Origin of the sequence: Methylobacterium sp. PvP105, from assembly GCF_017876975.1 — a bacterium.
Taxonomy (GTDB): Bacteria; Pseudomonadota; Alphaproteobacteria; order Rhizobiales; family Beijerinckiaceae; genus Methylobacterium; species Methylobacterium radiotolerans.
Window position 1 is genome coordinate 210,318 of the sequence record NZ_JAGIPA010000001.1, and the last position, 17,976, is coordinate 228,293.

Genomic DNA, 17,976 nt, shown 5'->3' on the forward strand with positions numbered 1-17,976 from the left:
ATCGGCTAGAGGGTCGGTGTCGGCGGGGCAAGGTGGGGCGAGGACGCGATTTCATGGCGAGCGAGGAGAAGCCCGGCTGGTTCGGACGCCTGTTCGGGCGCAAAGGCCAGCCCGCGCCCGAGGACAGAGGCGAGGACCGGCCCGAGGACAAGCCCGAGGCCGACCTGCCGGCCGGGGCGGCCTCGCCCTCCGAGGGGGAGCCGGACTTCGCCACCGCCGCCGAGGATGTCGCGCACGTCCCGCTGCCGCCCGAGGAGTCCGGGGAGCCGGTCCCGGACGCGGTCGAGGGCGCGGACCTGCTGCCCGTGGAGGGCGACGCGGAGCGCCCGCCGGCCGGCACCGCCGGCGACGACCCCGCGCACGGCGCCGACCCGGTCGACACCGGCGACGTGAACCGGGCGCCGGTGGTCGAGCCGGCCGCCGCGATGCAGCCCGGGATTCAACCCGACGTCCAGCCCGACATCCAGCCTGTCGACAGCGCCGCGGCCCTCGCCCACGACGCCGGCGCCGGGCCGGAGCGCGAGCCGGAGGCCAAGGGCTGGTGGAGCCGTCTCACCTCGGGGATGAAGCGGACCTCGTCGGCCCTCTCCGACCGCGTCACCGGCCTGTTCACCAAGCGCAAGCTCGACGCCACGACCCTGGAGGACTTGGAGGACGCGCTGATCCAGGCCGATTTCGGCCTGGAGACCGCGATGCGGGTCTCGGAGGCCGTCGGCAAGGGCCGCTACGAGAAGGGCATCTCGCCCGACGAGGTCCGGGCGATCCTGGCCGCGGAGGTGGAGCGGGCGCTGGAGCCGGTGGCGGTGCCGCTGACGATCGACGCCGCCCGGAAGCCGTTCGTGATCCTGACGGTCGGCGTGAACGGCGCCGGCAAGACCACGACGCTCGGCAAGCTCGCCTCGAAGCTGCGGGCGGAGGGGCGCACCGTGATGCTCGCGGCCGGCGACACCTTCCGCGCGGCGGCAATCGACCAGCTCAAGGTCTGGGGGGCGCGCACCGGCACGCCGGTGGTGAGCGGCGCGCAGGGCGCGGACGCGGCGGGCCTCGCCTTCGACGCCCTCAAGCAGGCGGGCGCGGCCGGCACCGACGTGCTGCTGATCGACACCGCCGGCCGGCTCCAGAACAAGGCCGGCCTGATGGCGGAGCTGGAGAAGATCGTCCGCGTGCTGCGCAAGCAGGATCCGGATGCGCCGCACGCGACGCTCCTCGTCCTCGACGCCACGGTCGGCCAGAACGCGCTCAGCCAGGTGGAGCTGTTCTCGCAGGCGGCGCCGGTCTCGGGGCTGGTGATGACCAAGCTCGACGGCACTGCCCGGGGCGGCATCCTGGTGGCGCTGGCGGCGAAGTTCGGCCTGCCGGTGCACTTCATCGGCGTCGGCGAGGGCGTGGAGGACCTGGAGCCCTTCGCGGCCCGCGACTTCGCCCGGGCGATCGCCGGACTGGAGAAGGACTAGCACGCGGGCGGCCGCCGCTCCTGGGTGCGCGATGTCATGGACATCGCGCGCTCCGCGTTCCACACACCCCGGCGAATCCCGTCCGACGCCCCCGGCCGACCGTGGGCGCCGCAGCCGAGCCAACCGAGCGTATGCAGATCGAATCCGTCCCCCCGCACCGCCACCTGCCGCCGCTCGTGAAGCTGGCGCTGGAACTCGGGCCGCTGGTGCTGTTCTTCCTCGGCAACGCCTATTCCGAGAAGTTCGGCGTCGCTCCGGACCAGAAGCTGTTCGTGGCCACGGGCGTGTTCATCGCGGCGACCGTGGTGGCACTGGCGATCCACTACGTGATGGTGCGGCGCCTGCCGATCATGCCACTCGTGTCCGGCGTGGTGGTGGTGGTGTTCGGCGGCCTGACCCTGGCGCTGCAGGACAAGACCTTCATCATGGTCAAGCCGACCATCGTGAACGCCCTGTTCGGCACCGTGCTGCTCGGCGGCCTCGTCTTCGGGCGCTCGCTGCTGTCGGTGGTGCTCGACTCGATGTTCAGCCTCACCGAGGAGGGCTGGCGCAAGCTCACCTTCCGCTGGGGCGTGTTCTTCTTCGTGCTGGCCGCGCTCAACGAGCTGGTCTGGCGGACCCAGACGGAGGATTTCTGGGTCAACTTCAAGGTGTTCGGCATCATGCCGATCACCGTGCTGTTCGCCCTCGCGCAGACGCCGCTGCTCACCCGCTACGAGCGCAAGAAGGCGCAGCCTGAGGCGTGATGCCTACTGCGCCGCCGCCACCTTCCCGGCAGCGCGGATCCGCGCGAGCACGCTGGAAAAATTCTCCGGCGTGAGGATGCCGACCAGCTTGTCGCGGATCACGCCGTCGGGCCCGATGATGAAGGTCTCGGGCACGCCGTAGACGCCGAAATCGATCGCCGCGCGGCCGCCGGCATCGGCGCCCACCGCGCTGAACGGAACGCCGTGCCGGGTCAGGAAGCGCTGGCCGGCCTCGGGCGTCGGCTCCTTGTAGTCGATGCCGACGAGCCGGATGCCGGGTTCCTTCGCCAGCCGCATCAGCATCGGGTGCTCCACCTGGCAGGGCGCGCACCACGAGGCGAAGACGTTGAGCACCGTGATCTGGCCCTTGAGGTCCGCGCTCGACAGCCCGGGTACGGGCGCGCCGTTGGCGGTCAGTCCCGGCACGGCGGGCAGGTCGAAGCGCGGCACCGGCTTGCCGATCATCGCGGAGGGCAGGGCGGCCGGGTCGGCGCCGGAGCGCAGGCGCAGGAACAGCACGGCGGCGAGCGCCGCGAAGACGAGCGCCGGCAGGATCAGCAGCAGCGAGCGGCGGACCGGTGGCGTCCGGCCGGCGGTGTCGTCGAGGGGGGCGGTCATCGCCGGTCCTCGCCGAACCCCTTGAGGGCGCGGCGCTGCGCGCGGCGGTCGCGCAGGGCGTTGCCCACCAGGGCGACCATCACCAAGGCCGTGAAGGCGTAGGCGGCCAGGATGAAGCCGCCGTGAGACCCGAGATCCATCGCGGTCCTCCTAGACCGGCTGCCCGACCGGCATCGCGGCCGGTGTCGGGGTGAGGCGCGGCTGGGCGCGGTCGAGGCGCTCGGCCTCGCGGATCGTCAGCGTCCGCACCCGGCGGCGCATGATCTCGGTGCGCATCGCGTAGAGGTGCAGCGTCATGCCGCCGAGGGTCGCGGCGCCGATCATGACCAGCAGCGGGTGGAGCATCGAGGGGTCGATGGTCGAGCCGCCCATGCGCAGGATCGAGGCCGGCTGGTGCAGGGTCGACCACCAGTTCACCGAGAACTTGATGATCGGCAGGTTCACGGCGCCGACGAGCGTCAGGATCGCCACGGCGCGCGCCGCGCGGTTCGGATCCTCCAGGGTCCGCCACAGGGCGATGATGCCGCAGTAGATCAGCAGCAGGATCAGCATGGAGGTCAGGCGCGCGTCCCAGACCCAGTAGGTGCCCCACATGGGCTTGCCCCACAGCGAGCCGGTCACGAGGCAGATCAGCGTGAAGGCGGCCCCGATCGGCGCGGCCGCCCGCTGAGCGACGTCGGCGAGCGGGTGGCGCCACACCAGGGTGCCGATCGCCGACACGCTCATCGCGCCGTAGAAGAACACGCCGAGCCACGCCGCCGGCACGTGGATGTACATGATCCGCACGGTCTCGCCCTGCTGGTAGTCGGGCGGCACCACGAAGAAGGTCTGGTACAGGCCCAGCGTCAGGACGCCGAGGGACAGGACCGTCAGCCACGGCACCAGCGCCCCCGACCACCGCATGAAGTGGCTGGGGTTCGACAGGCGGGTCCAGAGGGAAGGCGTCATCGCGGCAGCTGTCTCGGACATCGTGGAAGCGGTCTAGCCTAGGGTGCGGTGCAGCAACAATGCGGGTCGGCGGCGCAGGCGGCGGGGTCGCCGGAATGGCATCGTGCGCCGGGCCGCAACCCGTCGGGCCTTCGGATCCGAGAAGCTGCTGTACGACTGCGCCGACGACCAGCCGTCTTCCTGAGACATCCGCGACGCGCCCGCTCTCCCGCAGGGGTTGGGACCCGCGCCACGCCCGCACATGTCCGACGATGACGCACGTCCGCGGCCGCAGCTTTTCGCGTCCGAGCCTTGCGCATCGCGGGCGGATTGCGCATATAGATGTGAACAAAAAGAGAACGAAAGAGCGTCCCCGATAAAAGCTGTGGACGACGCGACCTCACCCTGACGGACCGAGCGCCCCATGCGAACCGCCGACAAGCAGATCGCCGACATCCTCGTCCGCTACGGCGAGCCCTTCGGGGGCAACGTCTGGCGCGTCCAGGGGACCGCCGTCATCTACCACAAGACCCTGGAGCGCATCGCCGCCCAGGCCGGCATCGTGTTCGAGCCGCCGACCGTCATCCGGGCCGAGCGCGACGAGGCCGTGATCCTGGTGACCGGCCGGCTGCCCGGCGCGAAGCCCGGGACCGAGCGGGTCGAGTGGTCCATGGGCGAGGCGCTGGTCAACGTGAACTACCGCGTCTCGGGCAAGCAGGCGGCCTACGTCTACGCCATGGCCGAGAAGCGCGGGAAGGACCGCGTCATCCTCAAGCTCATCGAGCTGCACGGCCTCGTCTACTCCGAGGAGGAGGCCGACGAGTTCCGGGCCCATCAGGTCCCGGTCCGGGCCGTCGACGAGGATTTCGAGGAGGCGCCCGCCTTCGACGAGGTGACCGAGGCCGAGGGCGACCTCAAGCGCCGCATCGACGAGGCCGAGACCATCAACGCGGTCACCGACCTGATGCTGGACGGCGCCACCCAGGCCGTCCTGGCGACGATGCCGCCCGGCACCCGCGACGAGGTGCGCGACTACGCCAAGGCCCGCCTCGTGGCGCTGGGCTGGCCGAAGCGCGCCGGACGCCGCAGCGCCGCCTGATCCCGCTTCCACCCCCACCGAAGGAGACCGCCATGCATCGCGCGACGAGCCGCCGCACCATGAAGGCCCGCCGGGATTCCCATCACGGCTGGAGCATCGAGACGCTGTCGTACAGCCCGACGCGGATCGTCCGCCTCGGCGCCGAGAAGGTCGCGATCCTGTTCCCCCCGGTCGAGCCCGGCGCGGCCTGGCAGCTCTACCCGCATCCCGACACGTTCCCGGGTCTCAACTTCGAGGGTCTGCCCGAGCCGCTGCGCCCGGAATTCCTCGCCTTCCCGGATCTTCCGGAAGTCGAGCGGTTCCTCGGCATCCGCGACGCCGAGCCCGTCGCCCTCGCGGCGTGAGGCGCGCTCTCAGGGCGTCGGCCAGGGCGCGCCGCGATGGAGCGCCTCGGCCTCGTCCGTGAACCTGCCGTCGGGGCCGTGCAGCACGAGGGGCGGCAGCAGGGTCGGGGCGGCCCGGCTCCCGCGGGTCGCCGCGATCAGGACGCGGATCGCCGGCGCGTCGCCCCGGGGATGGACGGGGCGGATCGCCAGCCCGCCGTAGCGGCCCCTGAGGGCGTCGAGGCAGGCCGGGAGGGTGTCCGCCCGGTGGATGAGCCCGAGACGCCCGCCCGCCCGCAGGACCGCCGTGCAGGCGCGGATCCAGCTGTCGAGATCGCCGCCCGCGAAGGTGTGGGCGGCGGCGCGGCCCGGGTGCGGCGAGGCGCGGTGAGCGCCGGCCGCGAAGAACGGCGGGTTGGTGAGCACGACGTCGAAACTGTCCGGCAGCAGACCGGCGGCGCGGCGTTCCGCCGCGGACGCGAGCACGTCGGCGACCAGGACCCGCGCGTCGATGCCGTTGAGGGTCGCGTTGGCACGGGCCTGCCCGGCGAGCGCCGGGTCGCGCTCGACCAGGGTCGGCCGGAGGCCGGGCGCCAGGGCCGCGCAGGCGAGGCCGACGGCGCCGGTCCCGGCGCCGACATCGCAGAGCCGGTCCCCGGCCCGCGGCGCGAGCAGCCGGGCGAGCAGCACCGCGTCGGTCCCGGCGCGGTGCGCCCCCCGCGGCGGCTGGTGCAGGCGCAGGAGCCCGCCGAGGAAGGGATCGGCGCCGCTGTCGGCCTCGGCCGTCACGGTTGGCGCAACTCGTGGGCGATGCCGGCATCCGTCAGCAGGCGGCGGGCCTGGGCCTCGTGGTCGCGCGGCACCAGGAGGCGCTGGCCGAAGACGCCGATCGACCCCTCCATCAGGCTCATGTGGCTGTCGGCCACGAGGACCGGGATCTCGGCCGCCTCGAGGATCGACCGGGCGAACCCGATCAGCACGACGTCGTTGGCGCGGATCAGCTCGATCATCGCGGCTCGGCTCCGGAACGGGCGGGGATCGGCGGTTTCGTCGCGTGAGATCCGCGCTGGCGACACCCCATATCCGGCCGGCGACGATGTTGCGGCGCCGCGGGGCGCGTGCGAAGGGATCGCCCGCCCCCTGAGGGGCGACCGGTCTGGAGGTCACGGATCTTGGGTATGGCCCTCTCCATCGAGAATCCGAAGCCCGAGGCGGAGGCGGGGCTCAACGACCTCGTCGCGCTGGTGGCCGACGGCATGGCGCGGGTCAACACCACGATCCTGTCGCGGACGGGATCGGACGTGGCGATGATCCCCGAGGTCGCCAACCACCTGATCGCCTCCGGCGGCAAGCGCCTGCGGCCGATCCTGACGCTGGCCTGCGCCCGGCTCTGCGGCTACGCGGGCGCCACCGACGGCGACGTCAAGCTCGCCGCCAGCGTCGAGTTCATGCACACCGCCACGCTCCTCCACGACGACGTGGTCGACGAGAGCGACATGCGCCGCGGCCGCGTCGCCGCCCGGATCAAGTGGGGTAACGAGGCCTCCGTGCTGGTCGGCGACTTCCTGCTCGGCCAAGCCTTCCGGATGATGGTCGAGGTCGGCTCGCTGCGGGCGCTCGACATCCTCTCGGCCGCCGCCACGGTGATCGCCGAGGGCGAGGTGATGCAGCTCACCAACGCCAAGAACCTGGAGACCGACGAGGCCGCCTATCTGGCGGTGATCCGCGGCAAGACCGCCGAGCTGTTCGCCGCCGCCTGCGAGGTCGGGCCGGTGCTCGCCGGGCGACCCGAGGCCGAGCAGGCGGCGGCCCGATCCTACGGGATGAATCTCGGCATCGCCTTCCAGCTGATCGACGACGTGCTCGACTACGGCGGCACCTCGGCCGAGCTCGGCAAGAACGTCGGCGACGATTTCCGCGAGGGCAAGATCACCCTGCCGATCGTCCTGGCCTATCGCCGGGCCAGCGAGGGCGAGCGCGGCTTCTGGCGGCGCACCCTGCAGCAGGGCGAGATCGGCGAGACCGACCTGGAGACCGCCCTCGACCTCCTGCAGCGCCACGGCGCCCTGGAGGAGACCGTGGCCCGCGCCCACCATTACGGCGCCGAGGCCCGGGCCGCCCTCGACATCTTCCCGGACGGGCCCGTCAAGGCGGCGCTGATCGGGGCCGTTGAGTTCTGCGTGGCGCGGGCGCGCTGAGGCGGGATCTCGGGGCTCCCGCGTCGACAGCTACCGATCCGCGCCGGCCCGACGACCCGCGTCGGCCTCAACGCGTCACGGGCCCGAGGGCTTCGGCGAGGGCGGGGGCGAGGTCGCGCAGCTCCGCGAGATGCGCGTCCGTCAGGGTGCGCAGCAGGGCCTCGGCGCGCGGCGTGAGGGACAGCTCGCTCCGCCGCCTGTCCTCGACGGCCCGCGTCTTGGTCAGCAGGCCGGCCTCCACCATGCGGGACACCAGCTCGGCCGCGCTGTGCGGAGCGATCAGCAGCTGCTCGGCCAGCAGGCCGACCGTCGCCGGCGCGCGCCCGGCATGGCCCGCCAGCGTCAGCAGGGCCTGATGCTGCTGCGGCGGCAGGCCCGCCCGGGCCGCCGCCGCCTCGCTGAACGCCAGGAAGCGGCGGAGACGGAAGCGGAAATCCGCGAGCGCCGCGTACTGCTCCCGCGACAGCGCCTCCGGTCCCGGGGCATCGGCCTCCATGATCGCCTCCGTGGTGTGTCCCTCGAGCCGCCGACGGTGCCCCGTATCGACGGGCTGGTCCCGGCTCGCAATGGCCGCGCCGTTGCAAGATATATCGGATTACGACATAAAAGCCGCCGCGAAGGAAGGAGGCCCCGATGATCGGCGGGACTGGGAGCGGGAGCGGGGAGGGCAGCCCGTCGCGCCGGGCACTGGGGGATTTCAGCGCGGACCGGCGGGTCCTGACGCTGGCCGGCATGGCGGTCGTCACCGGGACCGCCGCGAGCGGCACCGCCTGGATCCTGCTCACGCTGATCGGCCTCGTGACCAACCTCGCGTGGTACGGCCGGCTCGACACCGCCCTGACCTCCCTGGCCGGCGCGGCGCCGGGGCCCTCGATGGTGGCGATCCCGGTGATCGGGGCGCTGATCGTCGGCGCCATGGCGCGCTACGGCTCGGAGAAGATCCGCGGCCACGGGATCCCGGAGGCGATGGAGGCGATCCTGGTCGGCGGCAGCCGGATGTCGCCCAGGGTCGCCGTGCTCAAGCCGCTCTCCTCGGCGGTGGCGATCGGCACCGGCGGCCCGTTCGGCGCCGAGGGGCCGATCATCGTGACGGGCGGCGCGGTCGGCTCGCTCTTCGCCCAGTTCTTCCATCTCAGCGCCGCCGAGCGGAAGACGCTGCTGGTGGCGGGCGCGGCGGCGGGCATGACCGCCATCTTCGGGACGCCCGTGGCGGCCGTGCTGCTCGCCGTCGAGGTTCTGCTGTTCGAGTGGCGGCCGCGGAGCCTCGTACCGGTGACCGTCGGGGCTGTCACCGCGGCCTGCTGGCGGCCGGCCCTGTTCGGCGCCGGCCCGCTCTTTCCCTTCGCCGACAATCCGGTCCTGCCCTGGTGGGGGCTGCCCGCCTGCGCGCTGCTCGGCATAGCCTGCGGCCTCATCTCGGGGGGGCTGACCCGGGCCCTCTACGCGCTGGAGGACGGCTTCGGGCGGCTTCCCCTGCACTGGATGTGGTGGCCCGCCATCGGCGCCGTCGTGGTCGGGCTGGGCGGCCTCGTGGAGCCGCGGGCGCTCGGCGTCGGCTACGACGTCATCCACGACCTGCTCTCCGGCCACATGCTGGCGAGCGCCGTCGTGCTGATCCTCGTGGTCAAGGCGGCGATCTGGCTCGCCGCCCTGTCGTCGGGCACGTCCGGAGGCGTGCTCGCGCCGCTGCTGATCCTCGGCGGCGCCGTCGGCTGGCTGATCGGCGTCCTCCTGCCCGGCGCCCACGGTTTCTGGGCGCTCATCGGCATGGCGGCGATGCTCGGCGGCACCCTGCCGGCGCCGCTGACCGGCGTCGTCTTCGCCGTCGAGGTGACCGGCGACGTCGCCGCCCTGGCGCCGCTGCTCGCCGCCACCGTGGCGGCCTACGCGGTGACCGTGCTCCTCCTCAAGCGATCGATCCTGACCGAGAAGATCGCCCGGCGCGGGCAGCACGTGACCCGGGAATACGGGATCGATCCCTACGATCTCGCCCGGGTCGAGGCGGTGATGACCCGCACGGTCGAGACCCTGGACGCGGACCTGCCCCTGGCCGAGGCCCTCGCGGCGATCGAGACCGGCGCCCACCACGCCTACCCGGTGGTCGACGGCGCGGGCCGGCCCGTCGGCCTCGTCTCGCGCAACGACGCCCTCCGCTGGACCCTGGAGGAGCGCGACGGCGCGGCCGAGGAGGGCACCCTCGGCGAGCGCGTCTCGGACGCCGATCTCGCCGTCGTCCATCCGGGCGACGTGGTCTCGCACGCCCTCGACGTCATGCTGTCGGCCGGGCAGGGGCGCCTGCCGGTCACCGATCCGCGCACCGGCGGCCTCGTCGGGCTCCTGACCCGCAAGGACCTGCTCCAGGTGCGCGCCACGGTGGTGCGGGCCGAAGCCGAGCGCCGCGCGTTCTACCGGAAGGGGCGGGGTGAAAGGCGCGCACGGATGGAAGCATGACCCTGGACCCGCACCGTCCCGGCCGGACCACCCGCCTCGATCGGCTCGCGCCGGGCAGCTTCTACCTGATCGCCGGCCGGGACGGGCCGGATCTCGCCCTCGTCGTCCTGCGTGAGGGACGCCGGCAAGCCCTGCTGCTGAACCGCCGTCACGCCGTCGACGGCCACCTGCGGGTCGAGTCCGAGATCGCCTCCGGGGCCGACGTGCTGGCGCTGCGGGGCGCCGTCCTGGCGCCGAGCGGCGCCCTCGCGGTCATCGCCTTCGGCCTCACCGCCGCTCCGGCCGCGCTCCACCTCGGCGACGGCCGCGCGTATCTGCGCGGACACGACGGGGACGGCCGGCTCGCGACCTTCTCTGTCGGGAGCGGCCGGGCCACCGCGATCGATCCCGGCGACCTGCCACGGTCGAGCCGCTGGCGCGTGATGGTGCCGGAGGCGGGCGGCGTCGTCACGGTCTACGAGGCCGCGCCCGGCTGAGCGCCGCCCGCGGGCCGGGTCAGCGCAGGAAGGTCGGCGCCACCCACCATCCCGGATGGGCGGCGCGCAGGGCGGCAGCGGCCCGGACGGCCGCGCGCCGGTCGGCGAACAGCGCGAACACGGTCGCGCCGGAGCCCGACATCCGCGCGAGGCGGCAGCCCTGGGCGCGGAGGGCTGCCAGCGCGTCACCGATCACCGGCGCCACGGTCAGGGCCGGCGCTTCCAGATCGTTGCGGGCCTCGGCCAGGGCCTGGAGCAGCGTGTCGGTCGCCGTGGCCTGCGGGATCGTCGGATGCGGTGCGCCCGCGAGATCCTGGCCGACGCTCAGGCCCAGAGCCCTGAAGACCGGGGCGGTGGGCACCGGCACGCCGGGATTGATCAGCACCGCGGGCAGCGGTTCGAGCCCGAGGGCCGCCCCGATCTCCTCGCCCGCGCCGCGCATCATCCGGGCCCGCGGGTCGAGGCAGACCGGTACGTCGGCGCCGGTCTCCCGCGCCACCGCGCCGACGGCCGCGTGGTCGAGGGGCAGCCCGTTGAGGCGCGCCAGCAGGCGCAGGGCCGCGGCGGCGTCGGAGGAGCCGCCGCCGATCCCCGCCGCGACCGGCAGGCGCTTCACCAGATGGAAGGCACCCGCGCGCAAGCCCGGCACCCGTGCGGCGAGACCCCGGGCGGCCCGCAGGACGAGGTTGTCGTCCGTCGGACCGGCAGGGCCGGCGGTGGGGCCGCTGACGGTCAGGCCCAGCGGGGCGTCGGGATCCAGGGTGAGGCGGTCGGCGGTGCCCGCGAAGGCGACGAGGCTCTCGAGCACGTGGTAGCCGTCGCCGACGCGTCGGCCGAGGACGTGGAGCGTCAGGTTGACCTTGGCGGGGGCGCGATCGGCGAGCAGGGTCACGGGGTCTCGGTCGGGTCGTGGCGATGTGTCCCGAGGCTCTACAGGCTCGCGGCCCGGAACAACAGCTCAGCTGCCGGCGCCGACCGCACCGTGCGGTCGATAGGGCAGGGCGTCGCCCGGGCGGATCGCGGTCAGATCCTCGGCGAGTTCCACCAGCCCGTCGCTGCCCGCGAGACTGGACAGCGCGCCGCCGGGCGCCGGCACGGCCTCGGGCAGGCCGTCCCGGCCGGCCCGGAGGCAGACGCGCAGGTATTCGCGCCGGCCGGGGCGCTTCTCGCGGGCGAAGCCGCTGCGGATCGCCAGCTCGGGCGCCGTGTCGCGCGCGCCGGAGAGATGGAGCACCAGGGGACCGAGCACCGCCAGGGCGGTCACGTAGGCGGCGGCCGGGTTGCCCGGCAGCCCGATGACGGGCGTGCCGGCCACGGTTCCGAGCGCGACCGGGCGGCCGGGCTTGATCGCCAACCGCCAGAAGGTCAGTCGCCCCGAAGCCTCGATCGCGGCGCGGACATGGTCCTCCTCGCCCACCGAGGCGCCTCCCGAGGTCAGGATCAGGTCGTGGGACGCCGCCGCCTCCGCGATGCGCGCCCGCAGCGGTCCGGGCTCGTCGCGGAGGATGCCGAGATCGACGGGGACGGCGCCGAGGCGTCTCAGGAGCGCGGCGAGCATCGGCCGGTTGGCGTCGAAAATCCCGGCCGGCGGCAGGGACTGGCCGGGCGGTGTCAGCTCGTCGCCGGTCGAGAAGAGCGCGACCGTCAGGGGCGTCCGCAGCGGCAGCGCGGCCAGGCCACAGGCGGCCGCGAGTACGATGTGCTGCGGCCCGAGGCGCGTCCCGGCGCGGAGCGCCGTGCTGCCGCGGGCGACGTCCTCGCCGGCCCGCCGACGATTGGCGCCCGACACGAGTCCTCCAGGCAGGATGACGCTGCCGTCGTCGATCCGGACGTCCTCCTGCATGACGACGGTGTCGGTCCCCGCGGGCACCGGCGCCCCGGTGAAGATGCGCACGGCCGCGCCCGGACCGGGATCGCCCGCCGGATGGCCGGCCGGCACGCGTCCGCCGACGGGCAGGCGCGTCTCGCCGCCGGCCGCGAGATCGGCGGCGCGCAGGGCGTAGCCGTCCACCGCGGCGTTGTCGAAGGGAGGCAGATCGAGGGGCGCGATCACATCGTCCGCGAGGACCCGGCCGTCCGCATCCGCGAGCGGGACTGTCTCGGTCCCGGACAGGATCGGGAGTCGCGCCCGGATCAGAGCGACCGCGTCGGCGACCCGCATCGGCGCGGTGGCGGCGTCGAAGCAGTCGGGGCTCAGGCGGCCCATGGCGCTGCCGGATCGGAGTGAGGCGAGCGGGTCGGCACGGGCGGCCTCGCGGACTGGGACACGGCGACTTGCGGCATCGGCGCCGCGCGATCAAGCCTGGGCCGTGGTCCCGGCGGATCCGATCCTCTAGGCTCGCGCATCATGGCGTTCACCGAATCCGTCGCCGCGGCGCTCCCGTGCCAGCGCCACCTCTTCGAGATGCCCGCCGACGTCTGCTACCTCGACGCCGCCGCGTGGTCGCCGCTGCCGCGGGCCGTGCGCGCGGCGGGCGAGGCGGGGATCCTGGTCAAGAGCCGCCCCTGGGACCATCCCCGCACGGCGATCCCGCCCTGGGCCGAGCGAGCGCGCGCGGCGGCGGCGCGATTGATCGGCGCCACCGCGGACGACATCGCGATCGTCGGCGCGGTCAGCCACGCCATGGCGGTGGCCGCCCGCAACCTGACCGTGAGGCCGGGCGGGCGCCTGCTCCGCGTGGCCGACGAGTTCCCGTCCCTGCGCTTCGCCTTCGACCGGCTCGCCGAGCGGCAGGGTCTGGTGGTGGAGGAGGTTCCGCGCCCGCCGGACGGCGACTGGACCGCGGCGGTCGCGGCCGCGATCGCCCGGCCGGACGCCCCGCCGCTCGCCCTCGCCACCCTGACCCCGTTGCACTGGACCGACGGCAGCCTGATCGACCTCGATCGGCTCGCCCCCCTGGTCCATCATGCCGGCGCGGCCCTGGTGATCGACGCCACGCAGGCCGCGGGCGCCGTGCCCGTCGACGTCGCCCGCTGGCGCCCCGACTTTCTGGCCTTCCCGACCTACAAATGGGCGCTCGGACCCTACGGCCTCGCCTTCCTGTACGCCGCGCCGCACCGGCAGGACGGGGCGGCCATCGAGGAGAATATCGGGAACCGGCCGCCGGCCGTCGGCGCGCGCCGCTACGACCGGGGCGAGCTGAACGATCCGGTGGCGCTGTTCATGGCGGTGACCGGGCTGGAGCAGATCGCCGAGTGGGGTGTGCCGGCGGTCGCCGCCCGGCTGCGGGGGCTGACCGACCGCTTGGCGGACGGGGTCGCCGGCCTCGGCCTGACGCCGCCGCCGGCCTCCCTGCGGGCACCCCACATCCTCGGTCTGCGGCCGCCCGCGGGCCTGCCGACGGGCCTGGTCGATCGCCTGCAGCGGGACCGGGTCTACGTGAGCGAGCGTTCCGGCGCCCTGCGCATCAGTCCGCACGTGTGGACGGACGGGGACGACCTCGCGCGATGCCTTGCCGCACTGTCCGAGGCCTGCCAGGGGAGCACCTGAGACGGTCCGGAAACGGACGCTCCGGCACGGGCGCCGGGCCGGAGGAACGAGGATGCTGCGCCGCCGGCCGATCCCCGGCGCAGGTGCCCGGGCACGGCCCGCGCCCACACGGAGACCGTCCACCCCCACATGACCGACTCCATACCGCGTCCCGGTGATCGGCTCCGGATCCCGGGCGCCGGCCGCCTCCGTCTGCCCGGACCGATGCGCGCCGTCCTCTCGGGGCGGTTCGCCGTGATCCTGTCGGGCGAGCTGACCCAGAGCCTGTTCCACTTCCTCCTGAACATCCTGCTGGTGCGCGCGCTCGGCGCGCACGATTACGGCCTGTTCGCCATCGTCTTCGCGGTCGGGGCGGTCGGCATCACCTACATCCGCGCGCTGGTGGCGGTCCCGGCGACGATCCACGTCGCCCGGAGCCTGGGCCGGCCGGCGGCGCTCGGCTACGACGTGATGTTCGGCTCGGGCGCGGTGCTGGTCTCCGGCATCATGGCGGCCGCCGTCGGCCTCGTCCTGATCCCGGTGATCGGCCTCGGCGCCCTCGCGGCCGGGGCCTTCGTGGGCCTCTACGCCTTCCGCAGCTACCTGCGGATCGTTCTCCTCGCCCGCGGCCGGCCCCGGATCGCCGGCCTGAGCGACCTGGTCTACGCGGTCTGCGGCGGTCTCCTCGTCGCGCGCTGGCTGAACGGAGAGGGCACGGCCCTTCTCGATCGAGCCTTCACGGCGATCGCGCTCGCCCACGCGACCGCGATCGCCGTGGCCTACGCGGCGCTGCGCGAGCGGATCCGCTTCTCGCTGCACGCGCGGGCGCGCGCCCGCTACCGGGCGATCTGGCGGACGCTGGCGTGGTCGCTCGCCGGCGTCACCAGCCTGACCGTGCAGGGACAGGGCCTGACGCTGCTGCTGGCCCTCCTGGCCGGTCCGGCCGCCTACGCGCCGATCGCCGCCACGATCGTGCTCTACGCGCCGCTGCGCATCCCCGCGAGCGCGCTGCTGAACATGATCCTGCCGGAGATCAGCCGGCTGCTCGCGGCCGGGCAGGTCGAGGCCGCCCGCCGGCTCGTCGTCCGCAACGGGATCCTGCTCGGCAGCGCCTGTCTCGCCTACGGGGCGGTCATGGCCGCGGCCCTGCCGCTCGTCGAGGACATCCTGTTCAAGGGACGGTTCGCCGCGCAGCCGATGGGCTGGATCGGGCTCGGCGTCTGGGCGGTGGTGACCGTGTCGCTGCTCTACGCGATCCCGCGCGCCTACCTCGAGGCCTCGGCGGCGTTCCGGACCATCACGGCGGGGGCGGTGGCGAGCGCCGCCCTCGGCATGGCCGTGATGGTGCCGGCGCTGCTGCTGCTGCCGCCCGCCACCGCGCTCGTCGGCCTGCTGGCCTCCGAAGTGGCGACGCTGGTCTGGTCGGTCTCGGCCTTCCGGACGCTGGCGCGGCACCCGGGACCGGCGCGGCCCCTCGGCGCCCTGTGAGCGGCCGGCCCGCCGCTCAGCGCAGCGCCAGCAGGACCGGCGCCAGTTTCCGCAGCGCCGGCGTCCGGCTGTAGACCCAGAGCGGGTTGTGCTGGACCACGTCGGTGCACAGGCCGCGCTTGAACTCGAAGACGGGGCGGTTCGCCGCCGGGTCGATGCCGCCGAAATCGAAGACCCGGCAGCCCTCCGCCTTTGCCCGCTCCACGAAGCGCCAGACCGCGAGGGTCGCGGCGCCCGTTGCGCGGGCCCGGTCGTTCGAGGCCGTGTAGAAATCCGTGCAGCGTGTGTCCGAAAGGTGCGCGATGCGCACGAGGACGCGCTGTCCCTTCTCGCGGACGTCGAGGAACAGCAGGTGCTCGTCCTCGGCCGCGATGTCGCGGTAGGCCTGCGGCTGCAGCGTGGTGGCGAAGCCCTTGCGCTCGCGCAGGGCCGCGAACATCGCGGTGAAGTCGTCGAAGGCTTCGAGGCGCTCGGCCCTGTCCTCGAGGAAATGCGTCGTCACCTCGACGTTGCGCTCGGCCTTGCGCAGGGCCTTGCGCCAGCGCGGCTCCATGCCGGCCTGGATGGCGTCGAGATCCTGGGTCAGGTCGAGCTCGAGGGTGTGGTCGTGCGCGCCGATCACCGGGGCGAACCCGTGCATCAGCAGCGCCAGCGTCGCGTCGCGGCTCTCGAACTGCTCATAATCCACCGCGAGCACGTCGAGCCGGCCGAGCGCGAGATGGTCGATGAACGCGGCGAACACCGCCTCCGCCCGGTGCGCGCCCGCCGCGGTCAGCAGCGGGCCGCCCTGGACATGGACGAACCGCGCCGGCCCCTTGCGGCGCGTCTGCCACTGGACGAAGGCGAGGTCCGCGCCGTCGCCGGACACGACCGCGCGCCGCACCTCGAGGCCGCGCCGCGCCTTGTAGGTGCCCCAGGACGTCCCGCAATAGATGTTGGCGCCCGGGCAGGCCCAGACCCGCCGGTCCCAGTCCAGGGCATCCGCAATCTCCTGAACTGCGAGCTTGGCCGCCATGTCGCTCCCCGTCCTCGCTCCTCGTCCTGCCCGGGTTCGGTTGCCCGCGCCGCACGCCTCATCGGTCAGGCGGGCCCGCATTGCATCCTCGCGCCGCTGATCGTCCACAGGGTGACGCCCGCGACACGGGTCGGTTTCCGCTCCGTCGCGAGCGGCGCTCCGGGGTCTTCCGGACCGAGGCTGCCGAGGCGGACGCCGATGAACCCGTCGTCGCGCGCTCGTGGCGGCACGCGCGGCCGCGGCGCTCGGCCGCGGAGGGGGCGATCCCGCAGGGAGTCAGCCCGGTCATGCTCGGGGCCCGGCTCTCGGACAGGCGTCGCCGCCGGATCGTCGGCGGTCCGGCCGGAAGGCCCCGACTCCTAGGCTGCCGGTCGCGCCGGCACGTCGGCGACGCGCGACGCCTCCGTGGTCGGGCGGCGCAGCGTCGTCCGGACCGCAGCCTCGATACCCTCCGCCGCCGAGGCCTCCGAGAACAGGCTCAGGTAGCGCGCCCGGGCCGCCCGGCCGAAGTCGCGCCAGCGCGCCGGGTCGGCGACCAGGTCCGCGAGAACGGCGGCGATCGGTTCCGGGCCGCCCGGCGGGACGACCCAGCCGGTCTTCCCGTCCTCTACGACCTCGGGCAGGCCGCCGATCGCCGTGACGAGCGGCGGCACGCCGTAGGACATCGCCTCGATCGCCACGCGGCCGAGGGATTCGGGCCGCTGCGACGGCATCGTGACCACGTCGGCCCAGCGGTAGAGGGCGGCGGGATCGGCCACGAACGGCTCGAGCGTGACCTGCGCGGCGAGCCCCGCCTCGGCGATCCGCCCGACCAGGGCCCGCTCGCGGGCCTCGTCCTCGAAGGCGCTGCCGACGATGCGCAGCGCGATCCGCCGGCGCACGGGCTCGGGCAGGGAGGCCAGCGCCTCCACGAGGACGTCCTGGCCCTTGATCCGGCTGATCCGGCCGAGCATCAGCACGCGGAGCGGGCGGGAGCCGTCGTAGGTGTTCTGATTCGGCTCGGCGGGACCCGCGATCCCGTTGTAGACGACCCGGGCGGTCGCCCCGCGGGGCAGGGTGTAGGCCCGCTCGGTGGCGCGCGAGTTGAACACCACGTTGGCGCCGCTCCAGCGGATCAGCCCGCGCAGGACTTTCAGCACGGTGCCTTCGGGGATCTCGTGGACGTGGACGATGCTCCGCCCGGGGGCCAGCCGGGCGGCCAGCAGGTAGTCGGCCACCACGGTGGTGTTGATGTAGACGAGGTCGCTCGCGCGGATGCGGCGCCACGCACGGATCATCGCGATGGGCAGAGCCATCAGACCCAGGGTTACGAGGCGCGCCAGGTTCTTGCGCCGCAGGATCCAGAGCGGGGCGATCACGATCTCGCTGGCGAAGGGCTCCAGGGCGGCCACGATCGGGCCGCTTCGCGGCAGCACGACGTCGATCCGCGCATCCGGATGGGCGGCCCGGATCGTGCGGACGGTCTCGATGAAGCAGCGATCCGAGCCGTACAGCTCGAATCCCTGGTGGACACACGTGATCCGAAGCGCCGCCGCGGCGTTGCCGATGGCCCGCAGCGCGGGCGCGGCAGCACGATCGCTGTCGCGCGCCGCTCTCAGTCCGAAGTTATCTACCATAAGATGATTTCTGTATTAAATAAACAACTAGCAGTTGTAGAGGCCGGTCGCCGGGATCGTATCCTTCGGATCTACAATAGGGCCGACACATTGGAA

The 17,976-nt window shown here is 73.7% G+C and carries 19 protein-coding genes; 9 read left to right on the plus strand and 10 right to left on the minus strand.

Annotated elements, in window-relative coordinates; genetic code table 11:
- The first annotated feature begins 53 nt into the window (after positions 1 to 53).
- Together ftsY and J3A75_RS01050 are read left to right on the plus strand one after the other, a co-directional pair.
- Positions 54 to 1,454, plus strand: a complete 1,401-nt coding sequence (gene ftsY / locus J3A75_RS01045; RefSeq protein ID WP_012322229.1) for a signal recognition particle-docking protein FtsY — start codon at positions 54 to 56, stop codon at positions 1,452 to 1,454.
- 131 nt (positions 1,455 to 1,585) lie between these two features.
- On the plus strand, positions 1,586 to 2,200 hold the full coding sequence (locus J3A75_RS01050) for a septation protein A (RefSeq protein ID WP_012322230.1): 615 nt from the start codon (positions 1,586 to 1,588) through the stop codon (positions 2,198 to 2,200).
- 3 nt (positions 2,201 to 2,203) lie between these two features.
- Here J3A75_RS01050 and J3A75_RS01055 read toward each other — a convergent pair whose 3' ends face one another.
- From J3A75_RS01055 to J3A75_RS01065, 3 genes are read right to left on the minus strand one after another with little or no spacing between them, the layout of a single operon-like run.
- Positions 2,204 to 2,818 carry a DsbE family thiol:disulfide interchange protein gene (locus tag J3A75_RS01055; RefSeq protein ID WP_043075020.1) on the minus strand — a complete coding sequence of 205 codons (615 nt, stop codon included), beginning with the start codon at positions 2,816 to 2,818 and terminating at the stop codon, positions 2,204 to 2,206.
- The gene (ccmD, locus tag J3A75_RS01060; RefSeq protein WP_012322232.1) at positions 2,815 to 2,958 is read right to left on the minus strand and encodes a heme exporter protein CcmD; all 144 of its coding nucleotides are present in this window, start codon (positions 2,956 to 2,958) and stop codon (positions 2,815 to 2,817) included. The genes J3A75_RS01055 and ccmD overlap by 4 nt, the downstream gene beginning before the upstream one ends.
- A gap of 10 nt (positions 2,959 to 2,968) precedes the next feature.
- Positions 2,969 to 3,766 (minus strand): heme ABC transporter permease, encoded by a 798-nt coding sequence (locus J3A75_RS01065; protein WP_012322233.1) that lies wholly within the window; start codon positions 3,764 to 3,766, stop codon positions 2,969 to 2,971.
- A gap of 403 nt (positions 3,767 to 4,169) precedes the next feature.
- On the opposite strand from J3A75_RS01065, the gene J3A75_RS01070 reads away from it, so the two are divergent.
- Positions 4,170 to 4,844, plus strand: a complete 675-nt coding sequence (locus tag J3A75_RS01070) for a hypothetical protein (protein ID WP_056531636.1) — start codon at positions 4,170 to 4,172, stop codon at positions 4,842 to 4,844.
- Positions 4,845 to 4,876: 32 nt separating this feature from the next.
- Positions 4,877 to 5,188 (plus strand): hypothetical protein, encoded by a 312-nt coding sequence (locus J3A75_RS01075; protein ID WP_058607199.1) that lies wholly within the window; start codon positions 4,877 to 4,879, stop codon positions 5,186 to 5,188.
- Positions 5,189 to 5,197: 9 nt separating this feature from the next.
- Here the strand turns inward: J3A75_RS01075 and J3A75_RS01080 are convergent, their stop codons facing one another.
- Together J3A75_RS01080 and J3A75_RS01085 are read right to left on the minus strand one after the other, a co-directional pair.
- Positions 5,198 to 5,956, minus strand: coding sequence for a tRNA1(Val) (adenine(37)-N6)-methyltransferase (locus J3A75_RS01080; RefSeq protein ID WP_071000533.1), 759 nt, complete (start codon positions 5,954 to 5,956; stop codon positions 5,198 to 5,200).
- A complete protein-coding gene (locus J3A75_RS01085) occupies positions 5,953 to 6,177 on the minus strand; it encodes a DUF2007 domain-containing protein (RefSeq protein ID WP_024828142.1) in 225 nt (74 codons plus the stop codon). The genes J3A75_RS01080 and J3A75_RS01085 overlap by 4 nt, the downstream gene beginning before the upstream one ends.
- Positions 6,178 to 6,345: 168 nt before the next feature.
- On the opposite strand from J3A75_RS01085, the gene J3A75_RS01090 reads away from it, so the two are divergent.
- The gene (locus tag J3A75_RS01090; RefSeq protein WP_043342815.1) at positions 6,346 to 7,365 is read left to right on the plus strand and encodes a polyprenyl synthetase family protein; all 1,020 of its coding nucleotides are present in this window, start codon (positions 6,346 to 6,348) and stop codon (positions 7,363 to 7,365) included.
- Positions 7,366 to 7,432: 67 nt separating this feature from the next.
- Here the strand turns inward: J3A75_RS01090 and J3A75_RS01095 are convergent, their stop codons facing one another.
- Complete coding sequence (locus J3A75_RS01095) at positions 7,433 to 7,861, minus strand: MarR family winged helix-turn-helix transcriptional regulator (protein ID WP_012322239.1); 429 nt, start codon at positions 7,859 to 7,861, stop codon at positions 7,433 to 7,435.
- Positions 7,862 to 7,998: 137 nt separating this feature from the next.
- Between J3A75_RS01095 and J3A75_RS01100 the strand changes: the two genes are divergently transcribed.
- Both J3A75_RS01100 and J3A75_RS01105 read left to right on the plus strand, forming a co-directional pair.
- Positions 7,999 to 9,816 (plus strand): chloride channel protein, encoded by a 1,818-nt coding sequence (locus J3A75_RS01100; protein WP_071000534.1) that lies wholly within the window; start codon positions 7,999 to 8,001, stop codon positions 9,814 to 9,816.
- On the plus strand, positions 9,813 to 10,292 hold the full coding sequence (locus tag J3A75_RS01105) for a hypothetical protein (protein ID WP_071000535.1): 480 nt from the start codon (positions 9,813 to 9,815) through the stop codon (positions 10,290 to 10,292). Before J3A75_RS01100 ends, J3A75_RS01105 begins: the two co-directional genes overlap by 4 nt.
- 19 nt (positions 10,293 to 10,311) lie before the next feature.
- On the opposite strand, the gene J3A75_RS01110 is transcribed toward J3A75_RS01105, so the two are convergent.
- Both J3A75_RS01110 and glp read right to left on the minus strand, forming a co-directional pair.
- A complete protein-coding gene (locus tag J3A75_RS01110; RefSeq protein ID WP_058607203.1) occupies positions 10,312 to 11,184 on the minus strand; it encodes a 4-(cytidine 5'-diphospho)-2-C-methyl-D-erythritol kinase in 873 nt (290 codons plus the stop codon).
- Positions 11,185 to 11,250: 66 nt separating this feature from the next.
- A complete protein-coding gene (glp, locus tag J3A75_RS01115) occupies positions 11,251 to 12,498 on the minus strand; it encodes a gephyrin-like molybdotransferase Glp (RefSeq protein ID WP_058607204.1) in 1,248 nt (415 codons plus the stop codon).
- 141 nt (positions 12,499 to 12,639) lie between these two features.
- On the opposite strand from glp, the gene J3A75_RS01120 reads away from it, so the two are divergent.
- Complete coding sequence (locus J3A75_RS01120) at positions 12,640 to 13,782, plus strand: aminotransferase class V-fold PLP-dependent enzyme (RefSeq protein WP_071000536.1); 1,143 nt, start codon at positions 12,640 to 12,642, stop codon at positions 13,780 to 13,782.
- Positions 13,783 to 13,911: 129 nt separating this feature from the next.
- The gene (locus tag J3A75_RS01125) at positions 13,912 to 15,249 is read left to right on the plus strand and encodes a hypothetical protein (RefSeq protein ID WP_245372125.1); all 1,338 of its coding nucleotides are present in this window, start codon (positions 13,912 to 13,914) and stop codon (positions 15,247 to 15,249) included.
- A 16-nt stretch (positions 15,250 to 15,265) separates the two neighbouring features.
- Here the strand turns inward: J3A75_RS01125 and J3A75_RS01130 are convergent, their stop codons facing one another.
- The gene (locus J3A75_RS01130; RefSeq protein WP_071000537.1) at positions 15,266 to 16,264 is read right to left on the minus strand and encodes a lipid II:glycine glycyltransferase FemX; all 999 of its coding nucleotides are present in this window, start codon (positions 16,262 to 16,264) and stop codon (positions 15,266 to 15,268) included.
- A gap of 359 nt (positions 16,265 to 16,623) precedes the next feature.
- Positions 16,624 to 17,880, minus strand: coding sequence for a glycosyltransferase family 4 protein (locus J3A75_RS01135; protein WP_209649642.1), 1,257 nt, complete (start codon positions 17,878 to 17,880; stop codon positions 16,624 to 16,626).
- Positions 17,881 to 17,976: the final 96 nt, after the last annotated feature.

Coding starts and splice junctions, on each gene's coding strand:
- glp (WP_058607204.1), bottom strand. CDS start 12,498: ATGGGCCGCCTGAGCCCCGACTGCTTCGACGCCGCCACCGCGCCGATG.
- J3A75_RS01135 (WP_209649642.1), bottom strand. CDS start 17,880: ATGGTAGATAACTTCGGACTGAGAGCGGCGCGCGACAGCGATCGTGCT.
- J3A75_RS01075 (WP_058607199.1), top strand. CDS start 4,877: ATGCATCGCGCGACGAGCCGCCGCACCATGAAGGCCCGCCGGGATTCC.
- ftsY (WP_012322229.1), top strand. CDS start 54: ATGGCGAGCGAGGAGAAGCCCGGCTGGTTCGGACGCCTGTTCGGGCGC.
- J3A75_RS01105 (WP_071000535.1), top strand. CDS start 9,813: ATGACCCTGGACCCGCACCGTCCCGGCCGGACCACCCGCCTCGATCGG.
- J3A75_RS01065 (WP_012322233.1), bottom strand. CDS start 3,766: ATGACGCCTTCCCTCTGGACCCGCCTGTCGAACCCCAGCCACTTCATG.
- J3A75_RS01095 (WP_012322239.1), bottom strand. CDS start 7,861: ATGGAGGCCGATGCCCCGGGACCGGAGGCGCTGTCGCGGGAGCAGTAC.
- J3A75_RS01130 (WP_071000537.1), bottom strand. CDS start 16,264: ATGGCGGCCAAGCTCGCAGTTCAGGAGATTGCGGATGCCCTGGACTGG.
- ccmD (WP_012322232.1), bottom strand. CDS start 2,958: ATGGATCTCGGGTCTCACGGCGGCTTCATCCTGGCCGCCTACGCCTTC.
- J3A75_RS01090 (WP_043342815.1), top strand. CDS start 6,346: ATGGCCCTCTCCATCGAGAATCCGAAGCCCGAGGCGGAGGCGGGGCTC.
- J3A75_RS01085 (WP_024828142.1), bottom strand. CDS start 6,177: ATGATCGAGCTGATCCGCGCCAACGACGTCGTGCTGATCGGGTTCGCC.
- J3A75_RS01055 (WP_043075020.1), bottom strand. CDS start 2,818: ATGACCGCCCCCCTCGACGACACCGCCGGCCGGACGCCACCGGTCCGC.
- J3A75_RS01100 (WP_071000534.1), top strand. CDS start 7,999: ATGATCGGCGGGACTGGGAGCGGGAGCGGGGAGGGCAGCCCGTCGCGC.
- J3A75_RS01120 (WP_071000536.1), top strand. CDS start 12,640: ATGGCGTTCACCGAATCCGTCGCCGCGGCGCTCCCGTGCCAGCGCCAC.
- J3A75_RS01050 (WP_012322230.1), top strand. CDS start 1,586: ATGCAGATCGAATCCGTCCCCCCGCACCGCCACCTGCCGCCGCTCGTG.
- J3A75_RS01070 (WP_056531636.1), top strand. CDS start 4,170: ATGCGAACCGCCGACAAGCAGATCGCCGACATCCTCGTCCGCTACGGC.
- J3A75_RS01125 (WP_245372125.1), top strand. CDS start 13,912: ATGACCGACTCCATACCGCGTCCCGGTGATCGGCTCCGGATCCCGGGC.